1 protein-coding gene is annotated in these 18,777 nt (G+C 73.5%); it reads left to right on the top strand.

Going from position 1 to position 18,777, the window contains the following annotated elements; genetic code table 11:
- Position 1 precedes the first annotated feature (1 nt).
- The coding region (locus OG982_RS30490) for a type I polyketide synthase (protein ID WP_266950192.1) at positions 2–18,777 on the top strand (18,776 nt) is incomplete at its 3' end.

The following is an 18,777-nucleotide window of genomic DNA, read 5'->3' as shown; positions in this document are numbered from 1 at the left end:
GATGACCACCCCGAACGAAAAAGTCGTTGAAGCGCTGCGGGCCTCCCTGAAGGAAACCGAGCGGCTGCGCCGCCGGAACCAGGAGCTCACCGACGCCTCCCGCGAACCGATCGCGATCGTCGGCATGAGCTGCCGTTTCCCCGGCGGAATCAGCTCGCCCGAGGACCTGTGGAATCTCGTCGAGAGCGGCGGTGACGCCATCTCCGGCTTCCCCGCCGACCGCGGCTGGGACGTCGAGTCGCTGTACGACCCCGACCCCGACCACCCCGGCACGACCTACGCCCGCCACGGCGGCTTCCTGCACGAGGCCCCCGAGTTCGACGCCTCCTTCTTCGGGATCTCCCCGCGCGAGGCCCTCGCCATGGACCCCCAGCAGCGCCTGCTGCTGGAGACCACCTGGGAGGTCTTCGAGCGCGCCGGCATCGACCCGGCGACCCTGCGCGGCAGCCGCGCCGGCGTGTTCGTCGGCGCGTCCGCCAACGCTTACGGCGCCGGCTCGGACGAGCTGCCCGACGGCGTCGAGGGACACCTCCTGACCGGTACCGCCTCCAGCGTGGTCTCCGGGCGGCTCGCCTACGTCTTCGGCCTGGAGGGCCCCGCCGCCACCGTCGACACGGCCTGCTCGTCCTCCTCCGTCGCCCTGCACATGGCCGTCCAGGCCCTGCGCCAGGGGGAGTGCTCGCTGGCCCTGGCCGCCGGCGTCACCGTCCTGGCCGGCCCGGAGGTCTTCGTCGAGTTCAGCCGCCAGCGCGGCCTGTCGGCCGACGGCCGCTGCAAGTCCTTCGCCGAGGCGGCGGACGGCACCGGCTGGTCGGAGGGCGTCGGCGTCCTGCTGGTGGAGCGCCTCTCCGACGCCCGCCGCAACGGGCACCGGGTCCTGGCCGTCGTACGGGGTTCGGCCGTCAACCAGGACGGCGCCTCCAACGGCCTGACCGCCCCCAACGGGCCGGCGCAGCAGCGCGTCATCCGCCAGGCCCTCGAAAGCGCCCGCCTGGCCCCCGCCGACGTCGACGCCGTCGAGGCCCACGGCACGGGCACGACCCTGGGCGACCCCATCGAGGCGCAGGCACTGCTGGCCACGTACGGGCAGGACCGCCCGGCGGACCGGCCGCTGTGGCTGGGCTCCCTGAAGTCGAACCTCGGTCACACCCAGAACACCGCCGGCATCGCGGGCATCATCAAGATGGTCATGGCCATGCGGCACGGCGTGCTGCCCAAGACCCTGCACGTGGACCGGCCGAGCTCGCACGTCGACTGGTCGGCGGGCGCGGTCTCGCTGCTCACCGAGCAGCGGGCGTGGCCGGAGACCGGGCGCCCGTACCGGGTCGGTGTCTCCGCCTTCGGCGTCAGCGGCACCAACGTGCACACCATCATCGAGCAGGCGCCGGAGGCCGACCGGAACCCGGAGCGGGCCGAGGGCGGGGCGGGGCCGGAGCCCGAAGCCGTGCCCTGGCTCCTGTCGGCCAAGGGCCAGGACGCGCTGCGCGAGCAGGCGGAGCGCCTGCTCGCCCACGCCGGGGAGAACCCCGGGCTGAGCCCGGTCGACGTCGCCCGGTCGCTCGCGGTCGGCAGGGCGGCCTTCGAGGACCGCGCGGCGGTGGTGGCCGCCGACCGCGAGGGTCTGCTGGCCGGCCTCGCCGCACTGGCGGCGGGCGACGCGGCGCCGGGCGTGGTGAAGGGCTCGCCGGTCGCAGGCAAGGTCGCCTTCCTCTTCACCGGGCAGGGCAGCCAGCGGCTGGGGATGGGGCGTGAGCTGTACGAGACCCACCCGGTATTCGCGGCCGCGCTGGACGCGGTGTGCGAGCGGCTGGAACTGCCGCTCAAGGACGTGCTGTTCGGCGACGACGCCGACCTGCTGGACCGGACCGAGTACACCCAGCCCGCGCTGTTCGCGGTCGAGGTGGCGCTGTTCCGGCTGCTGGAGTCGTGGGGTGTGAAGCCGGACTTCCTCGCCGGTCACTCGATCGGCGAGATCGCCGCCGCGCACGTCGCCGGGGTGCTGTCCCTGGAGGACGCGTGCGCACTGGTGGCGGCGCGCGGCCGACTGATGCAGGCGCTGCCGGGTGGTGGCGTGATGATCGCCCTCCAGGCGTCCGAGGACGAGGTCCTGCCGCTGCTGACCGACCGCGTCAGCATCGCGGCCGTCAACGGCCCGCGCTCGGTGGTCATCGCCGGCGACGAGGACGCCGCGACGGCGATCGCCGAGTCGTTCCCCGACCGCAAGTCCAAGCGGCTGACGGTCAGCCACGCCTTCCACTCGCCGCACATGGACGGCATGCTCGACGCCTTCCGCGAGGTCGTGGCCGGGCTGTCGTTCGGCGCCCCGCGCATCCCGGTCGTCTCCAACCTGACCGGCGCCCTCGTCACCGACGGCGAGATGGGTTCCGCCGACTTCTGGGTCCGGCACGTCCGCGACGCCGTCCGCTTCCTCGACGGCGTCCGCACCCTGGAGGCCGCCGGAGTCACCACGTACGTCGAACTCGGCCCCGACGGCGTGCTGTCCGCCCTCGCCCAGGACTGCGTGGAGCAGGACGCCGTCTTCGTCCCCGTGCTCCGCAAGGGCCGCCCCGAGGCGGAGAGCCTCGTCACCGCCCTCGCCCGGGCCCACGCCCACGGCATCCGGGTCGACTGGCAGGCCTTCTTCCCCGCCGCCGACGCCCACCGCGTCGACGACCTGCCCACCTACGCCTTCCAGCGACAGCGCTACTGGATCGAGCCGGGCACCCGGGCCGGTGACGTGGGCTCGGCCGGACTGGACGAGGCCTCGCACCCGCTGCTCGGAGCGACCGTCGCGCTCGCCGACTCCGAGGGCTTCGTCTTCACCGCCCTGCTCTCGCCCACCACCCACCCCTGGCTGGTCGACCACCAGGTCATGGGCAGCGTCCTGCTGCCCGGCACCGCCTTCGTGGACCTGGCGATCTGGGCCGGGGACCAGGTCGGCTGCGACACCGTCGAGGAGCTGACCCTCGAAGCGCCGCTGATCCTGCCCGAACGCGGCGGCGTCCAGCTCCAGATGTACGTGAGCGCTCCCGACGCCGACGGCACGGGCCGACGCGCCTTCGGCCTCTCCTCCCGCCCGAAGGACAGCGCGGCCGACGAGCCGTGGACGCGCCACGCCGGCGGCGTACTGGCCCACGCGCCCGCCTCGACTTCGCCGCGCTTCGCTCCCGAGCAGTGGCCCCCGGCCGGCGCCGAGACCCTCGACACGGACGGCCTCTACGCCGACCTCGCCGAGGTCGGCATGGGCTACGGCCCGGCGTTCCGCGGCCTCACCGCGGCCTGGCGGCACGGCGACAGCGTCTACGCCGAGGTCGCCCTGCCCGAGGAAACCGCCTCCGCGGCACGGGACTTCGGCCTCCACCCCGCCCTGCTGGACGCCGCGCTCCACACGCTGGGCCTCGGCGTCCTGGGCGGCACCGAGGGCGAGGGCCGTCTCCCGTTCGCGTGGAGCGGCGTGACCCTCCACGCAGGTGGGGCCGACGCCCTGCGCGTGCGCCTCACGCCCCGCGGGACCGACGGCGTGCGTCTGGAGATCGCGGACCCCACGGGCGTGCCCGTCGCGACCGTCGACTCGCTCGTCCTGCGCGCCGTATCGGCCGAGCAGGTCCAAGCCGCGCGCACCGCCTACCACGAGTCGGTGTTCCGGACCGAGTGGACGGCGCTGCCCGCCGCTGCCGACGCGCCGGGTACGGCGCCCGAGGGCCGGTGGGCCGCGCTGGGTACCGCGGTCCCCGCCGCCCTCCTCTCCGCCGCCGACGCGATCCACGTCCACGCCGACCTCGCCGAGCTGGCGGCGGCCGTCGACGCCGGAGCGCCCGTACCCGAGGCCGTGTTCGTCGGCTTCGGACAGGCCGACGCCGACGCCGAGACCACGCCGGAACTCTCCGCCGAGGCCGTGCACCGGGCCGCGCACCGCGCCCTCGCCCTCGCCCGCACCTGGCTGGGCGACGAGCCCTTCACCGGCGACCGGTTCGCCGCCACCCGCCTCGTCGTCCTCACCCGGGGAGCCGTCGCCGTCGGCGCCGACGCCACCGACACGGTCACCGACCCGGTCCACGCGGCCGTCCGGGGCCTGCTGCGCTCCGCGCAGTCCGAGCACCCCGACCGGCTGCTGCTGATCGACACCGACGCCGCCGAGGAATCGGTACGCGCACTGCCCGCCGCGCTCGCCGCGGGCGAGCCGCAGCTCGCCGTACGCGCCGGCACGCTTCACGCGCTCCGCCTCGCCCGCGTGGCCCGGGAGACCGCCGAAGAGACCTCCGAAGCGACCCCCGACGAGCAGGCCACGGCCGGTTCCGCCGCCGGCCCGGCCTACGCGCCGGAGTCGACCGTGCTGATCACCGGCGCCGGCGGCCTCCTCGGAGGCCTGATCGCCCACCGGCTCGTCGCCGAGCACGGCGTACGGCACCTGCTCCTCGTCGGCCGCCGCGGCGGATCCACCCCCGAGGCGCAGCGGCTCGGCGCCGAACTCACCGCCGAGGGCGCTTCGGTGACCTGGGCCGCCTGCGACGTCGCGGACCGGGACGCGCTGGCCGCCGTACTGGCGGAGATACCCGCCGAGCACCCGCTCGGCGCCGTCGTCCACACCGCCGGCGTGCTCGACGACGGCGTGATCACCTCCCTCACGCCCGAGCGCCTGTCGGCCGTACTGCGCCCCAAGGTCGACGCGGCCGTCAACCTCCACGACCTGACCCGCGACCTCGACCTCCGCGCCTTCGTGCTGTTCTCGTCCATCGGCGGCGTCTTCGGCGGCGCCGGCCAGGGCAACTACGCGGCCGCCAACGTCTTCCTCGACGCGCTCGCCCAGCACCGCCGGTCCCTGGGGCTCCCCGCCACCTCCCTGGCCTGGGCCCTGTGGGCCGACGGCGCCGGCATGGCCGGCAGCCTCACCGACGCCGACATCAGCCGCATGACCCGCGGCGGACTGCCCCCGCTCACCTCGGCGGAGGGCCTCGACCTCTTCGACCTCGCGCACCGGCTCGACGAGGCCGCGCCGGTCCTGATGCGCGTCGACCTCGCCGGGCTGCGCCCGCAGGCCCAGGCCGGCACGCTGTCCCCGCTGCTGCGCGGACTCGTACGGGTCCCCACCCGGCGGCACGCGGGCGGCGCGGCCGCCGCGGCGGGCGCCTCCGGGCTGCGGCAGCGCCTGGCGGGCCTGCCCGCCGCCGAGCGCGACCGTACGCTGCTCGACCTCGTACGCAAGCAGGTCGCCGCGGCGCTGGGCTACCCGGGCGCCGCCGCCGTCGAGCCGGGCCGCTCCTTCAACGAGCTGGGCTTCGACTCGCTCACGGCGGTCGAACTCCGCAACCGGCTCGGCGCGGCGGTCGGCCGCCGGCTGCCCGCCACGCTGGTCTTCGACTACCCGACGGCGACCGCCCTCGCCCAGTACCTCCACGAGGAGCTCGTCGGCGACCTCGCGGACGCCGCGGCCGCCGACGCCGGCCGGGGCGGCTTCCCGGCCCGCCGCCCGGCCGCCGCGACCACGCGCGCCGCGGACGACGACGACCCCATCGCCGTCGTCGCGATGAGCTGCCGCTTCCCCGGCGGCATCACCTCCCCCGAGGACCTGTGGCGCCTGCTCGCCGAGGGCCGCGACGGCATCACCGCCTTCCCCGCCGACCGCGGCTGGGACCTCGACGCCCTCTACAGCGACGACCCCGACCGAGAGGGCACCAGCTACGTCCGCGAGGGCGGCTTCCTGCACGAGGCGGCCGACTTCGACGCCGCCTTCTTCGGGATCTCGCCCCGCGAGGCCCTGGCCATGGACCCGCAGCAGCGCCTGCTGCTGGAGACCACCTGGGAGACGTTCGAGCGGGCCGGCATCGACCCCACCGGCCTGCGCGGCAGCCGCACCGGCGTGTTCATCGGCTCCAACGCCCAGGACTACCTCCAGCTCTGGCTGAACGACGGCGACGGCCTCGAAGGCCACCTCGGCACCGGCAACGCGGCCAGCGTCGTCTCCGGCCGCATCTCCTACTCCTTCGGCCTGGAGGGTCCGGCCGTCACCCTCGACACGGCCTGCTCCTCGTCGCTCGTCACCCTGCACCTCGCGGCCCAGTCGCTGCGCCGGGGCGAGTGCGCGATGGCTCTCGCGGGCGCCGTGACCATCATGTCCACGCCCGGCGCGTTCACCGAGTTCAGCCGCCAGCGCGGGCTCGCCTCGGACGGCCGCATCAAGGCGTTCGCGGCGGCCGCCGACGGCACGATCTGGTCCGAAGGCGTCGGCCTCGTCCTCCTGGAGCGGCTCTCGGACGCCCGCCGCAACGGCCACCCGGTGCTCGCGGTCGTCCGCGGCACCGCCGTCAACCAGGACGGCGCGAGCAACGGACTCACCGCCCCGAACGGCCCCTCGCAGCAGCGCGTCATCCGCGAAGCCCTCGCCGATGCCGGCCTGACCGCCGGCGACGTGGACGCCGTCGAGGCCCACGGCACGGGTACCCGGCTCGGCGACCCGATCGAGGCGCAGGCACTCCTGGCCACGTACGGCCAGGACCGGCTCGCGGACCGGCCGCTGCTGCTGGGCTCCGTGAAGTCGAACATCGGGCACACGCAGGCCGTGGCCGGTGTCGCCGGCGTCATCAAGATGGTCATGGCGATGCGCAACGGCGTACTCCCGCAGACCCTCCACATCGACGAGCCGACCCCCTACGTGGACTGGTCGGCCGGGGACATCGAGCTCCTCACCGAGCAGCGCGCCTGGCCCGAGACGGGGCGCCCGCGCCGGGCCGGCATCTCCTCCTTCGGCTACAGCGGCACCAACGCCCACGCCGTCATCGAGCAGGCACCGCAGCACACGGGCGAACCGACGCCCGCGACCCCGGCCGGGCCGGGACTCCCGGTGCTGCCGTGGCTCGTCTCCGGCCGCACCGCGGCCGCCCTGCGGGCCCAGGCGGACCGCCTGCACCCGGCCGCGGCCGACGTACTGACGCAGTCCGGGGCCCGGGGCGCACTCGGCCTCGGCCTCTCCCTCGCCGCGCACCGAGCCGCGCTGGAGCACCGCGCGGTACTGATCGGCGCACCGTCGGACGGCGAGACCCTCCTCGGCCGCCTTGCGGCCCTCGCGGCCGGTGAGCAGGTCCCGGGGCTGGTGCGGGGTGCGGTGTCGGGTGGCGGGCTGGCGTTCCTGTTCACGGGGCAGGGGAGCCAGCGGCTGGGGATGGGGCGTGAGCTGTACGACGCCTTCCCGGTGTTCGCGGATGCGTTGGACGCGGTGTGCGAGCGGCTGGACCTCGAACTGCCGCTGAAAGACGTCCTGTTCGGGGCGGATGTGGCGCTGCTGGACCGTACTGAGTACGCGCAGCCGGCGTTGTTCGCGGTCGAGGTGGCGCTGTTCCGGCTCCTGGAGTCCTGGGGCGTACGGCCGGACTTCCTGGTCGGCCACTCGGTGGGTGAGATCGCGGCCGCGCACGTGGCCGGGGTCTTCTCGCTGGACGACGCGTGCGCGCTGGTGGCGGCGCGTGGGCGGTTGATGCAGGCGCTGCCGGGTGGTGGCGTGATGATCGCGGTTCAGGCGTCGGAGGCCGAGGTCCTGCCGCTGCTGACCGAGCGCGTGAGCATCGCGGCGGTCAACGGTCCTCAGTCGGTTGTGGTCGCCGGCGACGAGGACGCGGCCGTCGCGGTCGTGGAGGCGTTCGCCGACCGGAAGCACAAGCGGCTGACGGTCAGCCACGCGTTCCACTCGCCGCACATGGACGGCATGTTGGAGGACTTCCGCCAGGTGGTGGAGGGCCTGTCGTTCGAGGCCCCGCGTATCCAGGTCGTGTCGAACCTGACGGGCTCGGTCGTCTCGGACGAGATGGCCTCGGCCGAGTTCTGGGTCCGGCACGTCCGTGAGGCCGTTCGCTTCCTCGACGGGATCCGCGCCCTGGAAGCGGCCGGCGTGACGACGTTCGTCGAGCTGGGCCCTGACGGCGTGCTGTCGGCCCTCGCCCAGGACTGCCTGGCCGGTGACGCGGACGTCGCTTTCGTGCCGGTGCTGCGTGCGGGCCGTGGCGAGGCGGAGACGACGGTCACCGCTGTGGCGCAGGCTCATGTGCGGGGTGTGGAGGTGGACTGGTCCGCCTTCTTCGCCGGTACGGGCGCGGAGCGGGTCGAGCTGCCGACGTACGCGTTCCAGCGGCAGCGCTACTGGCCGGAGACGATCCTGTCCGGCGCCGTTGCCCCCGCTCCGGCCGTTGACGTGGTGGATTCCCGCTTCTGGGACGCGGTGGAGCGCGGCGATCTCACGTCTCTGGCTTCCGAACTGGACGTGGACGGCGATGCACGCTTCAGCGAGCTCGTCCCCGCGCTGTCGGCATGGCGCCGGCAGGGCCAGGAGCAGTCCGAGATCGACGGCTGGCGCTACCGGGTGTCCTGGAAGCCGCTGACGGATGCCGCGGGCTCTGGTGTGCGGTTGTCGGGCTCGTGGCTGGTGGTTGTCCCCGCCGGTGGTGTGGATGACGCAGCTGTGGTGGGTGCGCTGGCCGGGCGTGGTGCCGAGGTCCGGCGGGTTGTCGTCGAGGCTGACGCCGATCGTGCGGCTCTGGCGGGTCTGCTGTCGGACGTCGGCTCTGTGGCCGGTGTGGTGTCGTTGCTGGCGCTGGATGAGGCCGCTGGTGTTGTGGCGTCTGCTGGTTTGGTGCAGGCGTTGGGTGATGCCGGGGTGGAGGCGCCGCTGTGGTGCCTGACCCGTGGTGCGGTCAGTGTCGGCAGGTCGGACCGTCTGGTCTCGGCCGTTCAGGCTCAGGTGTGGGGTCTGGGCCGTGTGGCGGCGCTGGAGCTCCCTGAGCGTTGGGGTGGCCTGGTCGACCTGCCCGAGGTGTGGGACGAGCGGGCCATGGCCCGCCTGGTGGGTGTGCTGGCCGGTGCTGGTGAGGACCAGGTCGCGGTGCGGTCTTCTGGTGTCTTCGGGCGTCGGCTGGTCCGTGCCTCTGCCGGGAGCGCCGACTCCTGGACGCCGTCCGGCACCGTTCTGGTGACCGGTGGTACGGGTGCTCTGGGTGGCCGGGTTGCTCGTTGGCTGGCTGGTGCGGGTGTCGAGCGTCTGGTGCTGACCAGCCGTCGTGGCCTTGATGCTCCGGGTGCCGCCGAGCTGGTGGCGGAGCTGGGTGTCGACGTGTCGGTCGTGGCCTGTGACGCCGCCGACCGTGACGCCCTGCGCACGCTGTTGGCGGCTGAGGCGGACACGCTGACGGCGGTCGTCCACACCGCCGGGATCCTCGATGATGGTGTTCTCGACGCTCTGACGCCCGAGCGCTTTGAGAGTGTCCTGCGTGCGAAGGCGGCTTCGGCGCTGAACCTGCACGAGCTGACCGTCGAACTCGGCATCGAGCTCTCCGCGTTCGTGCTGTTCTCCTCGATGAGCGGCACGATCGGCGCCGCCGGTCAGGCCAACTACGCTGCCGCGAACGCCTACCTGGATGCCCTGGCCCAGCAGCGTCGTGCTGCCGGTCTGGCAGCGACCTCGCTCGCGTGGGGTCCGTGGGCCGAAGGCGGCATGGCCGCCGATGAGGCGCTTGAGGCCCGGATGCGCCGGGGCGGTGTCCCGCCCATGAACGCCGATCTCGCGATCACCGCGCTCCGGCAGGCCGTCGGCTCCGACGACGCGGCCCTGACGATCGTCGATTTCGACTGGGCGAAGTTCGTGCCCGGGTTCACGGCGGTGCGCGCCGGCAAGCTGCTCACCGATCTGCCGGAGGCCGAGGCCGTCGCCCGTGCTTCGGGGCATGCGGGCGACCGCCCCGAGCGTTCGGGTTCGTCGCTCGCCGAGCACCTCCGGAGCATGTCCGACAGCGACCGCGAGCCGTTCCTCCTGGACCTCGTGCGCACGCAGGTCGCCGAGGTCCTCGGGCACTCCGGTGCCGAGGACGTCGAGGCGGGGCGGGCCTTCCGCGAGATCGGCTTCGACTCGCTCACCGCCGTCGAACTCCGCAACCGCCTCGGTGCGGCCACCGAACTGCGGCTGCCGGCCACGCTCGTCTACGACTACCCGACCCCGGCCGTACTGGCCGCCAACCTGCTCTCCGAACTCCTCGGCGCGCAGGCCGAGGCGATCGGCCCGGTGGCCTCGGCGGTCGACGACGACCCGATCGCGATCGTCGCGATGAGCTGCCGCTTCCCCGGCGGGGTCCGCAATCCCGAGGACCTCTGGCAGCTGCTGGCATCCGGCTCCGACGCGATCTCGGACCTTCCCCTGGACCGCGGTTGGGACCTCGACGCCCTGTACGACGCCGACCCGAGCGCGCAGGGCACCTCGTACGCCCGGCAGGGCGGCTTCGTCTACGACGCCGCCGATTTCGACGCCGACTTCTTCGGGATCTCGCCGCGCGAGGCCCTGGCCATGGACCCGCAGCAGCGCCTGCTGCTGGAGACCTCGTGGGAGGCGTTCGAGCGGGCCGGCATCGACCCCGAGACGCTGCGCGGCAGCCAGGCCGGCGTGTTCGTCGGTACCAACGGCCAGGACTACCTCTCCGTCCTCCTGGAGGAACCGGAGGGCCTTGAGGGGCACTTGGGCACGGGCAACGCCGCCAGCGTCGTGTCCGGCCGGCTGTCGTACGTGTTCGGTCTCGAAGGCCCGGCGGTCACCGTCGACACGGCCTGCTCGTCGTCGCTTGTCGCCCTGCACTGGGCGATCCAGGCCCTGCGCAACGGCGAGTGCTCGCTGGCTCTGGCCGGTGGCGTCACCGTCATGTCGACGCCCGGCACCTTCATCGAGTTCAGCCGCCAGCGCGGCCTGGCCGCGGACGGTCGTATCAAGGCGTTCGCCGCGGCAGCCGACGGCACGGGCTGGGGTGAGGGTGTCGGCATGCTGCTCGTCGAGCGGCTCTCGGACGCGCAGCGCAACGGACATCCGGTGCTGGCCGTGGTCCGCGGTTCGGCCGTCAACCAGGACGGTGCGAGCAACGGCCTGACGGCCCCCAACGGCCCCTCCCAGCAGCGTGTCATCCGCCAGGCCCTCGCGAGCGCCGGCCTGTCGGCCGCGGAGGTCGACGCGGTCGAGGCCCACGGCACGGGCACGACCCTCGGTGACCCCATCGAGGCGCAGGCCCTGCTGGCGACGTACGGCCAGGACCGGTCGGCCGACGGCCGGCCGCTGCTGCTGGGCTCCATCAAGTCCAACATCGGTCACACGCAGGCCGCCGCCGGTGTCGCGGGCGTCATCAAGATGGTGCTGGCCATGCAGCACGGGGTGCTGCCGCGGAGCCTCCACATCGACGAGCCGTCGCCGCAGGTGGACTGGGCGGCGGGCGACATCGCCCTGCTCACCGAGCAGCGTGCGTGGCCCGAGACCGGCCGCCCGCGCCGCGCAGGCATCTCCTCGTTCGGCTTCAGCGGTACGAACGCCCACACGATCATCGAGCAGGCGCCACTGCCGCGGGCGGAGGAGGAGCAGGAGAACGCCGGGTCGGCGGACCCGGGCTTCCTGCCCCTTCCGCTGGTGATCTCGGCGAAGAGCGACGCGGGACTCCGCGCCCAGGCCGACGGCCTGCGTGCACGGCTGCTCGCGGAGCCGGCTCTCCGGCCGGCCGACGTCGGCAGGACTCTGGCGACCGGACGTTCGGCGTTCGACGAGCGTGCGGCGGTGGTGGCCGCGGACCGTGAGGGCCTGCTGGCCGGCCTCGCGGCGCTGGCGGCGGGCGACTCGGCGCCGGGCGTGGTCAAGGGCTCACCCGCCGGCGGCAAGGTCGCCTTCCTCTTTACCGGACAGGGCAGCCAGCGGCCGGGCATGGGGCGTGAGCTGTACGAGGCCTACCCGGCCTTCGCCGACGCGCTCGACGGGGTGTGCGCGGGGTTCGACCTCGAACTGCCCCTGAGGGACGTCTTGTTCGGGACGGATCCGGCTCTGCTGGACCGTACGGAGTACACGCAGCCGGCGCTGTTCGCCGTCGAGGTGGCGTTGTTCCGGCTCCTGGAGAGCTGGGGTGTGCGGCCGGACTTCCTCTCCGGCCACTCGATCGGCGAGATCGCCGCCGCGCATCTGGCGGGCGTGTTCTCGCTGGAGGACGCGTGCACGCTGGTCGCGGCCCGTGGCCGCCTGATGCAGGCCCTGCCCGAGGGCGGCGCGATGATCGCGCTCCAGGCCTCGGAGGACGAGGTCCTGCCGTTCCTGACCGCCCGCGTGAGCATCGCGGCCGTCAACGGCCCGCGATCGGTCGTGGTCGCCGGTGACGAGGACGCCGCGCTTGCGGTGGTGGAGGCGTTCGCCGACCGCAAGTCCAAGCGGCTCACGGTCAGCCACGCGTTCCACTCGCCGCACATGGACGGCATGTTGGAGGAATTCCGCCGGGTGGTGGAGGGCCTGTCCTTCGAGGCCCCGCGCATCGCGGTCGTCTCCAACCTGACCGGCGCCCTCGTCTCGGACGAGATGGGTTCGGCGGCGTTCTGGGTGCGGCACGTCCGCGAGGCGGTCCGCTTCCTCGACGGCATCCGCGCCCTGGAGGGCGCGGGCGTCACGACGTACCTCGAGCTCGGCCCCGACGGTGTCCTCTCCGCCCTCGGCCAGGAGTGCCTCAGCGTCGACGGAGCGGCGTTCCTACCCGTCGTACGAAAGGGCCGTCCCGAGACCGAGACGGCGATGGCCGCTCTGGCCCGGAGCCACGTCCGTGGGATCTCCGTCGACTGGCAGGCGCTCTACGGAGCGGGTGCCGTACGGGTCGACCTGCCGACGTACGCCTTCCAGCGCCGGCGGTACTGGCCGGAGACGGCTCTCGTGCGCCGCGGCGACGCGAGCACGCCGTCGGACATCGATGGCTGGCGTTACCGGGTGTCGTGGAAGCCGTTGACGGACGCGGGTACGGGTGCGTCGTTGTCGGGGCTGTGGCTGGTGGTCGCTGTTGCGGGCGTGGAGGACGCGGCTGTGGCGGAAGCCCTGGCCGGGCGTGGTGGCGAGGTCCGGCGGGTTGTGGTCGAGCCGGGTACGGATCGTGCGGCTCTGGCGGGCTTGCTGGCCGGCGTTGGTGCTGTTTCCGGTGTGGTGTCGCTGCTGGCGCTGGATGAGGCTGCCGGGGTCATCTCGACGGCTGGTTTGGTGCAGGCGTTGGGTGATATCGGGGTGGAGGCGCCGTTGTGGTGCCTGACCCGTGGCGCGGTGAGTGTGGGGCGTTCGGACCGTCTGGCGTCTGCTGTCCAGGCTCAGGTGTGGGGTCTGGGGCGTGTGGCTGCTCTGGAGCTTCCTGAGCGTTGGGGTGGTCTGGTCGACCTGCCCGAGGTGTGGGACGAGCGGGCCATGTCCCGTCTGGTCGGTGTGCTGGCCGGTGTTGGTGAGGACCAGGTCGCGGTGCGGTCCTCCGGTGTCTTCGGACGTCGGCTGGTCCGCGCCTCTGCTGGGAGCGCCGACTCCTGGACGCCGTCCGGCACCGTTCTGGTGACGGGTGGTACGGGCGCTCTGGGCGGCCGCGTCGCCCGTTGGCTGGCCGGTGCGGGCGCCGAGCGTCTGGTGCTGACCAGCCGCCGGGGCACGGATGCGCCTGGTGCCGCCGAGCTGGTCGCGGAGCTGTCCGAGCAGGGTGTCGATGTGTCGGTCGTGGCGTGTGACGCCGCCGATCGTGATGCCCTGCGCACGCTGCTGGCGGCCGAGGCCGACACGCTCACGGCGGTCGTCCACACCGCCGGAATCCTCGATGACGGTGTTCTCGACGCACTCACGCCGGACCGTTTCGAGAGCGTGCTGCGCGCCAAGGCGACTTCCGCGCTCAACCTGCACGAGCTGACCGTCGAACTCGGCATCGAGCTGTCGGCGTTCGTGTTGTTCTCCTCGATGAGCGGCATGACCGGTGCGCCGGGTCAGGCCAACTACGCTGCCGCGAACGCCTACCTGGACGCGCTGGCCGAGCAGCGGCGCGCCACCGGTCTGGCTGCGACCTCGCTCGCGTGGGGTCCGTGGGCCGAAGGCGGCATGGCGGCGGATGAGGCGCTTGAGGCGCGGATGCGTCGTGAGGGTCTGCCGCCGATGGCTCCGGACACGGCGATGGCAGTGCTGCGTCAGAGCGTTGCCTCGTCCGGCGACGCGGCGCTGCTGGTCGCGGACGTCGACTGGAAGCGCTTCGCGCCAGCCTTCACCGTCGTGCGACCCAGCTCGCTCTTCGCCGAGCTGTCGGAGGTCCGGCCTGCCGGGCCCGCTGCCCGCACCGCGGACGGCAGCGCGTCGCCGGTTGACCGGTTCGCCGGTCTGGGTGTGGCGGAGCTGGAGCGGGAGCTGCTCGGTCTGGTCCGTACGCACGTCGCGGCAGTCCTCGGACACGACGGCGTTGACGCCGTCGGCGCCGAACGTGCCTTCAAGGAACTCGGGTTCGACTCGCTCACGGCGGTCGAGCTGCGCAACCGGCTCGGTGCCGCCACCGGTGTGAGCCTGCCGGCCACGCTGATCTTCGACTACCCGACCGCCTCCGCCCTCACGGGATTCCTCCGGGACGAACTGCTGGGTACCGAGGCCGGGATCACCGGCCCGGAGGCACCGGCGGTCAAGGCCGTGGACGACGATCCAATCGCGATTGTCGCGATGAGCTGCCGTTTCCCCGGTGGCGTCAGTACTCCCGAGGACCTCTGGCGGCTCCTGTCGACCGGCGGTGACGCCATTGGTGAGTTCCCCGTAGACCGTGGCTGGGACCTGGACCGCCTCTACAGCCCCGATGCGGACAAGCAGGGCACGTTCTACGCCCGTGAGGGCGGCTTCCTCTACGACGTAGCGGACTTCGACGCCGATTTCTTCGGGATCTCGCCGCGCGAGGCCCTGGCCATGGACCCGCAGCAGCGCCTGCTGCTGGAGACCACCTGGGAGACCTTCGAACGGGCCGGCATCGCTCCGTCCTCGGTGCGCGGAAGCCAGGCCGGCGTGTTCATCGGGACCAACGGGCAGGACTACGGAACGACGTTGAACGCTGTTCCGGACGGCATCGAGGGCTTCCTCGGTACCGGCAACGCGGCGAGCGTGGTCTCCGGCCGTCTCTCCTACGCGTTCGGTCTCGAGGGCCCGGCGGTCACGGTCGACACGGCTTGCTCGGCTTCTCTGGTCGCCCTGCACTGGGCGATCCAGGCGCTGCGCGGTGGCGAGTGCTCGCTGGCGCTGGCCGGCGGTGTGACGGTCATGTCGTCGCCGGGGGCCTACATCGACTTCAGCCGTCAGCGCGGTCTCGCTGCCGACGGCCGGATCAAGGCCTTCGCCGCCGACGCCGACGGCACCGGCTGGGGCGAGGGCGTGGGCATGCTGCTCGTGGAGCGGCTGTCGGATGCCCGGCGCAACGGCCACCCGGTACTCGCGGTGGTACGGGGCTCCGCGATCAACCAGGACGGTGCGAGCAACGGACTCACCGCCCCCAACGGCCCGTCCCAGCAGCGTGTCATCCGCGCCGCCCTCGCCAGTGCGGGTCTGTCGGCCGCCGAGGTGGACGCGGTCGAGGCGCACGGCACGGGTACCCGTCTCGGTGACCCGATCGAGGCGCAGGCCCTCCTGGCCACCTACGGTCAGGACCGTCCGGCCGAACAGCCGCTGCTGCTGGGCTCCATCAAGTCCAACATCGGCCACACCCAGGCCGCCGCGGGTGTTGCGGGCGTCATCAAGATGGTGTTGGCGATGCAGCACGGGGTGCTTCCGCAGACCCTGCACGTGAACGAGCCGACCCCGCACGTCGACTGGACCGCGGGCGAGGTCGCCCTGCTCACCGAGCAGCGGGAATGGCCGGACACCGGTCGTCCGCGCCGCGCAGGCATCTCCTCGTTCGGCTTCAGCGGAACCAACGCCCACACGATCATCGAGCAGGCGCCGGACAGCCACGAAACGGAGCCGTCCGTGGCCCCGCAGCAGCGTTCCGGCTCCGTGCCGTGGGTGCTGTCCGCGAAGACCGAGGCGGCCCTGCAGGTCCAGGCCGAGCGCCTGACCACCCTGCTCGCATCGGACGAGCAGCTCGAACCCACCGACGTCGCCTACTCCTTGGCAACGTCGAGGTCGGCCCACGAACGCCGAGCCGTCGTCATCGCGGGGGAGCGGGAAGAGTTCCTCGCCGCTCTGCGGGCCCTCGCGGCTGGCGAGCAGGCAGCGGGAGTGGTTCGCGGTACTGCGGCCGGCTCCGGCGGCACGGCGTTCCTGTTCACCGGACAGGGAAGCCAGCGGCTCGGCATGGGCCGCGAGCTCTATGCCACCTACCCCGTGTTCGCGGACGCGCTGGACGCGATCTGCGCCCGCATGGACTCCCACCTCGAACTGCCCTTGCGAGACGTCCTGTTCGGGTCCGACGCCACCGTGCTGGACCAGACCGCGTTCACCCAGCCCGCGCTGTTCGCGGTCGAGGTGGCGCTGTTCCGGCTCCTCGAATCGTGGGGTGTGCGGCCGGACTTCCTCTCCGGCCACTCGATCGGTGAGATCGCGGCCGCGCACGTCGCCGGTGTCTTCTCCCTGGACGACGCCTGCGAACTGGTGTCGGCGCGCGGACGGCTGATGCAGGCCCTGCCCGCCGGCGGCGCCATGATCGCCGTCCAGGCCTCGGAGGACGAGGTCCTGCCGCTGCTCACCGATCGCGTCAGCATCGCGGCGATCAACGGCCCGCAGGCCGTCGTGGTGGCCGGCGACGAGGACGCGGCGACCGCGATCGTGGCGTCCTTCCCCGGGCGCAAGTCCAAGCGCCTCACCGTCAGCCACGCCTTCCACTCCCCGCACATGGACGGAATGCTGGCCGACTTCCGCCAGGTCGTGGAGGGGCTGACGTACGCGAGCCCCCGCATCCCGGTCGTGTCGAACCTGACCGGCGCCCTCGTCACGGACGAAATGGCCTCGGCCGACTTCTGGGTCCGCCACGTCCGCGAGGCGGTCCGCTTCCTCGACGGCATCCGCGCCCTGGAGGCCGCCGGAGTCACCACGTACGTCGAGCTGGGCCCCGACGGTGTGCTGTCGGCCCTGGCTCAGGACTGCATTGAGCACGACGCCGTCTTCGTACCCGCGCTCCGCAAGGGCCGCCCCGAGGCCGAGGCCGTCACCACGGCCCTCGCCCGGGCCCACGCCCACGGCGTCACCGTCGACTGGACGGCGTACTTCGCCGGAACCGGCGCCCGGCGCGTCGACCTGCCCACCTACGCCTTCCAGCGCCAGCGCTACTGGGTCGACTCGTTCGTCGCACCGGAGGACGCCGTCTCGCTCGGCGTCGAGCCGGCCGGGCACCCCCTGCTCGGCGCGGCGGTCGAGCTGCCGGACACGGGCGGGTTCCTGTTCACCGGCCGGCTCTCCTTGCGTACGCACCCGTGGCTGGCCGATCACGTCGTGGCCGACTCGGTGGTCGTGCCCGGCGCGGCCTTCGTCGAACTGGCCCTGCGGGCCGGCGACGAGGTCGGATGCGGGCAGGTGCGGGAGCTGGCCCTGGAGGCGCCGCTCGTGCTCCCCGAGGACGGGGCCGTGCAGCTGCGGCTCACCGTGGGCGGGGCGGACGACGAAGGACGCCGCTCCGTGCAGGTGCACAGCCGCCCGGAGGCCACCGACGGCGACGGTCCGGACGGCGGGTCCTGGTCCCGTCACGCCACCGGGTTCCTCACGGAGACCGGTGAAACGGGCGGCGTGGGCACCAACGAGCCGTGGCCGCCCACCGGCGCCGAGGAAGTCTCCGCCGAGGTGGTCTACGACCGGCTCACGGCGGCCGGGCTCCACCACGGGCCCGCTCTGAAGACCCTGACCCGGGTCTGGGTGCGGGGCGAGGAGGTCTTCGCGCAGGCCCGGCTGACCCGCGAACCGCACGCCCCGGCGGGCGGGTTCGCCCTTCACCCGGCGCTGCTCGACACCACCGTGCAGGCGCTGGCGGCGGTGGGCACCGCCGGCCGCGAGCCGCTCGCCTGGCGCGGAGTCCGGCTGCACGCGGCCGGGGCGGACGCGCTCCGTCTTCGGATCACCCCCGACGGCGCGGACACCGTGTCCGTGGAGCTGGCCGACGAGCAGGGCGCGCCCGTCGCGTCGATCGAGGCCCTGGTGACACGGGACCTCGACGTGGAGCGGTTCGCGGTGGCCCCGGAAGGAGCCCACGACTCGCTGTTCCGGCTCGACTGGGTCCGTACGACGGTGCCGGCCCGCCCGGCCGGCGCGACCCTCGTGGTCATCGGCGACGCCGCCGACGGCCAGTCGCCGCTCGCCGCCGCCTTGGGCGGCGCGGGCGTCCACGTCGCGACGTACGAGGACCTCGCCGCACTGGACGCGGCCCTCACGGCCGGCCGGCAGCCGATGCCCGACACCGTGGTCGTGCCGTTCACGGCGGCCACCGGCACGACGGCCGACCAGGTCAACGCCCATCTCGCGCAGGAGGTACGCGACGCCACGCACCGGGCGCTCGCGACCGTGCAGGGCTGGCTGGACAACGGCCGCTTCGCCGGCGCGCGCCTGGCCGTCGTCACGCGGGGCGCCGTGGCCGCCCACACGGACACCGAGACCGGCGACCTCGCCCACGCCCCGGTGTGGGGCCTGCTGCGGGCCGCGCAGACCGAGCACCCCGACCGGTTCGTCCTCGTCGACCTCGATGACGCGGACGCCTCCGGCCGGGCCCTCGCGGGCGCCCTCGCGTCCGAGGAACCCGAACTGGCCGTACGCGGCGGGGCGCTGTACACACCCCGCCTCGCCCGGGTCGGCGCCCCGACGGCGCCCGACGGTGGCACGCGCAGCCGGATCGACACGAGCGGCACGGTCCTGGTCACCGGGGCGGGCGGCGGACTCGCCGGTCTCCTCGCCCGCCACCTGGTCGCCGAACACGGGGTCCGGCACCTGCTGCTCACCGGCCGCAGGGGCGCCGACACCGACACGGCCGCCGAACTCACCGAACAGCTCGGTGCGTTGGG

This window comes from Streptomyces sp. NBC_01551 (assembly GCF_026339935.1).
Lineage (GTDB): Bacteria > Actinomycetota > Actinomycetes > Streptomycetales > Streptomycetaceae > Streptomyces.
This window is presented reverse-complemented; position numbering and strand designations above follow the sequence as displayed.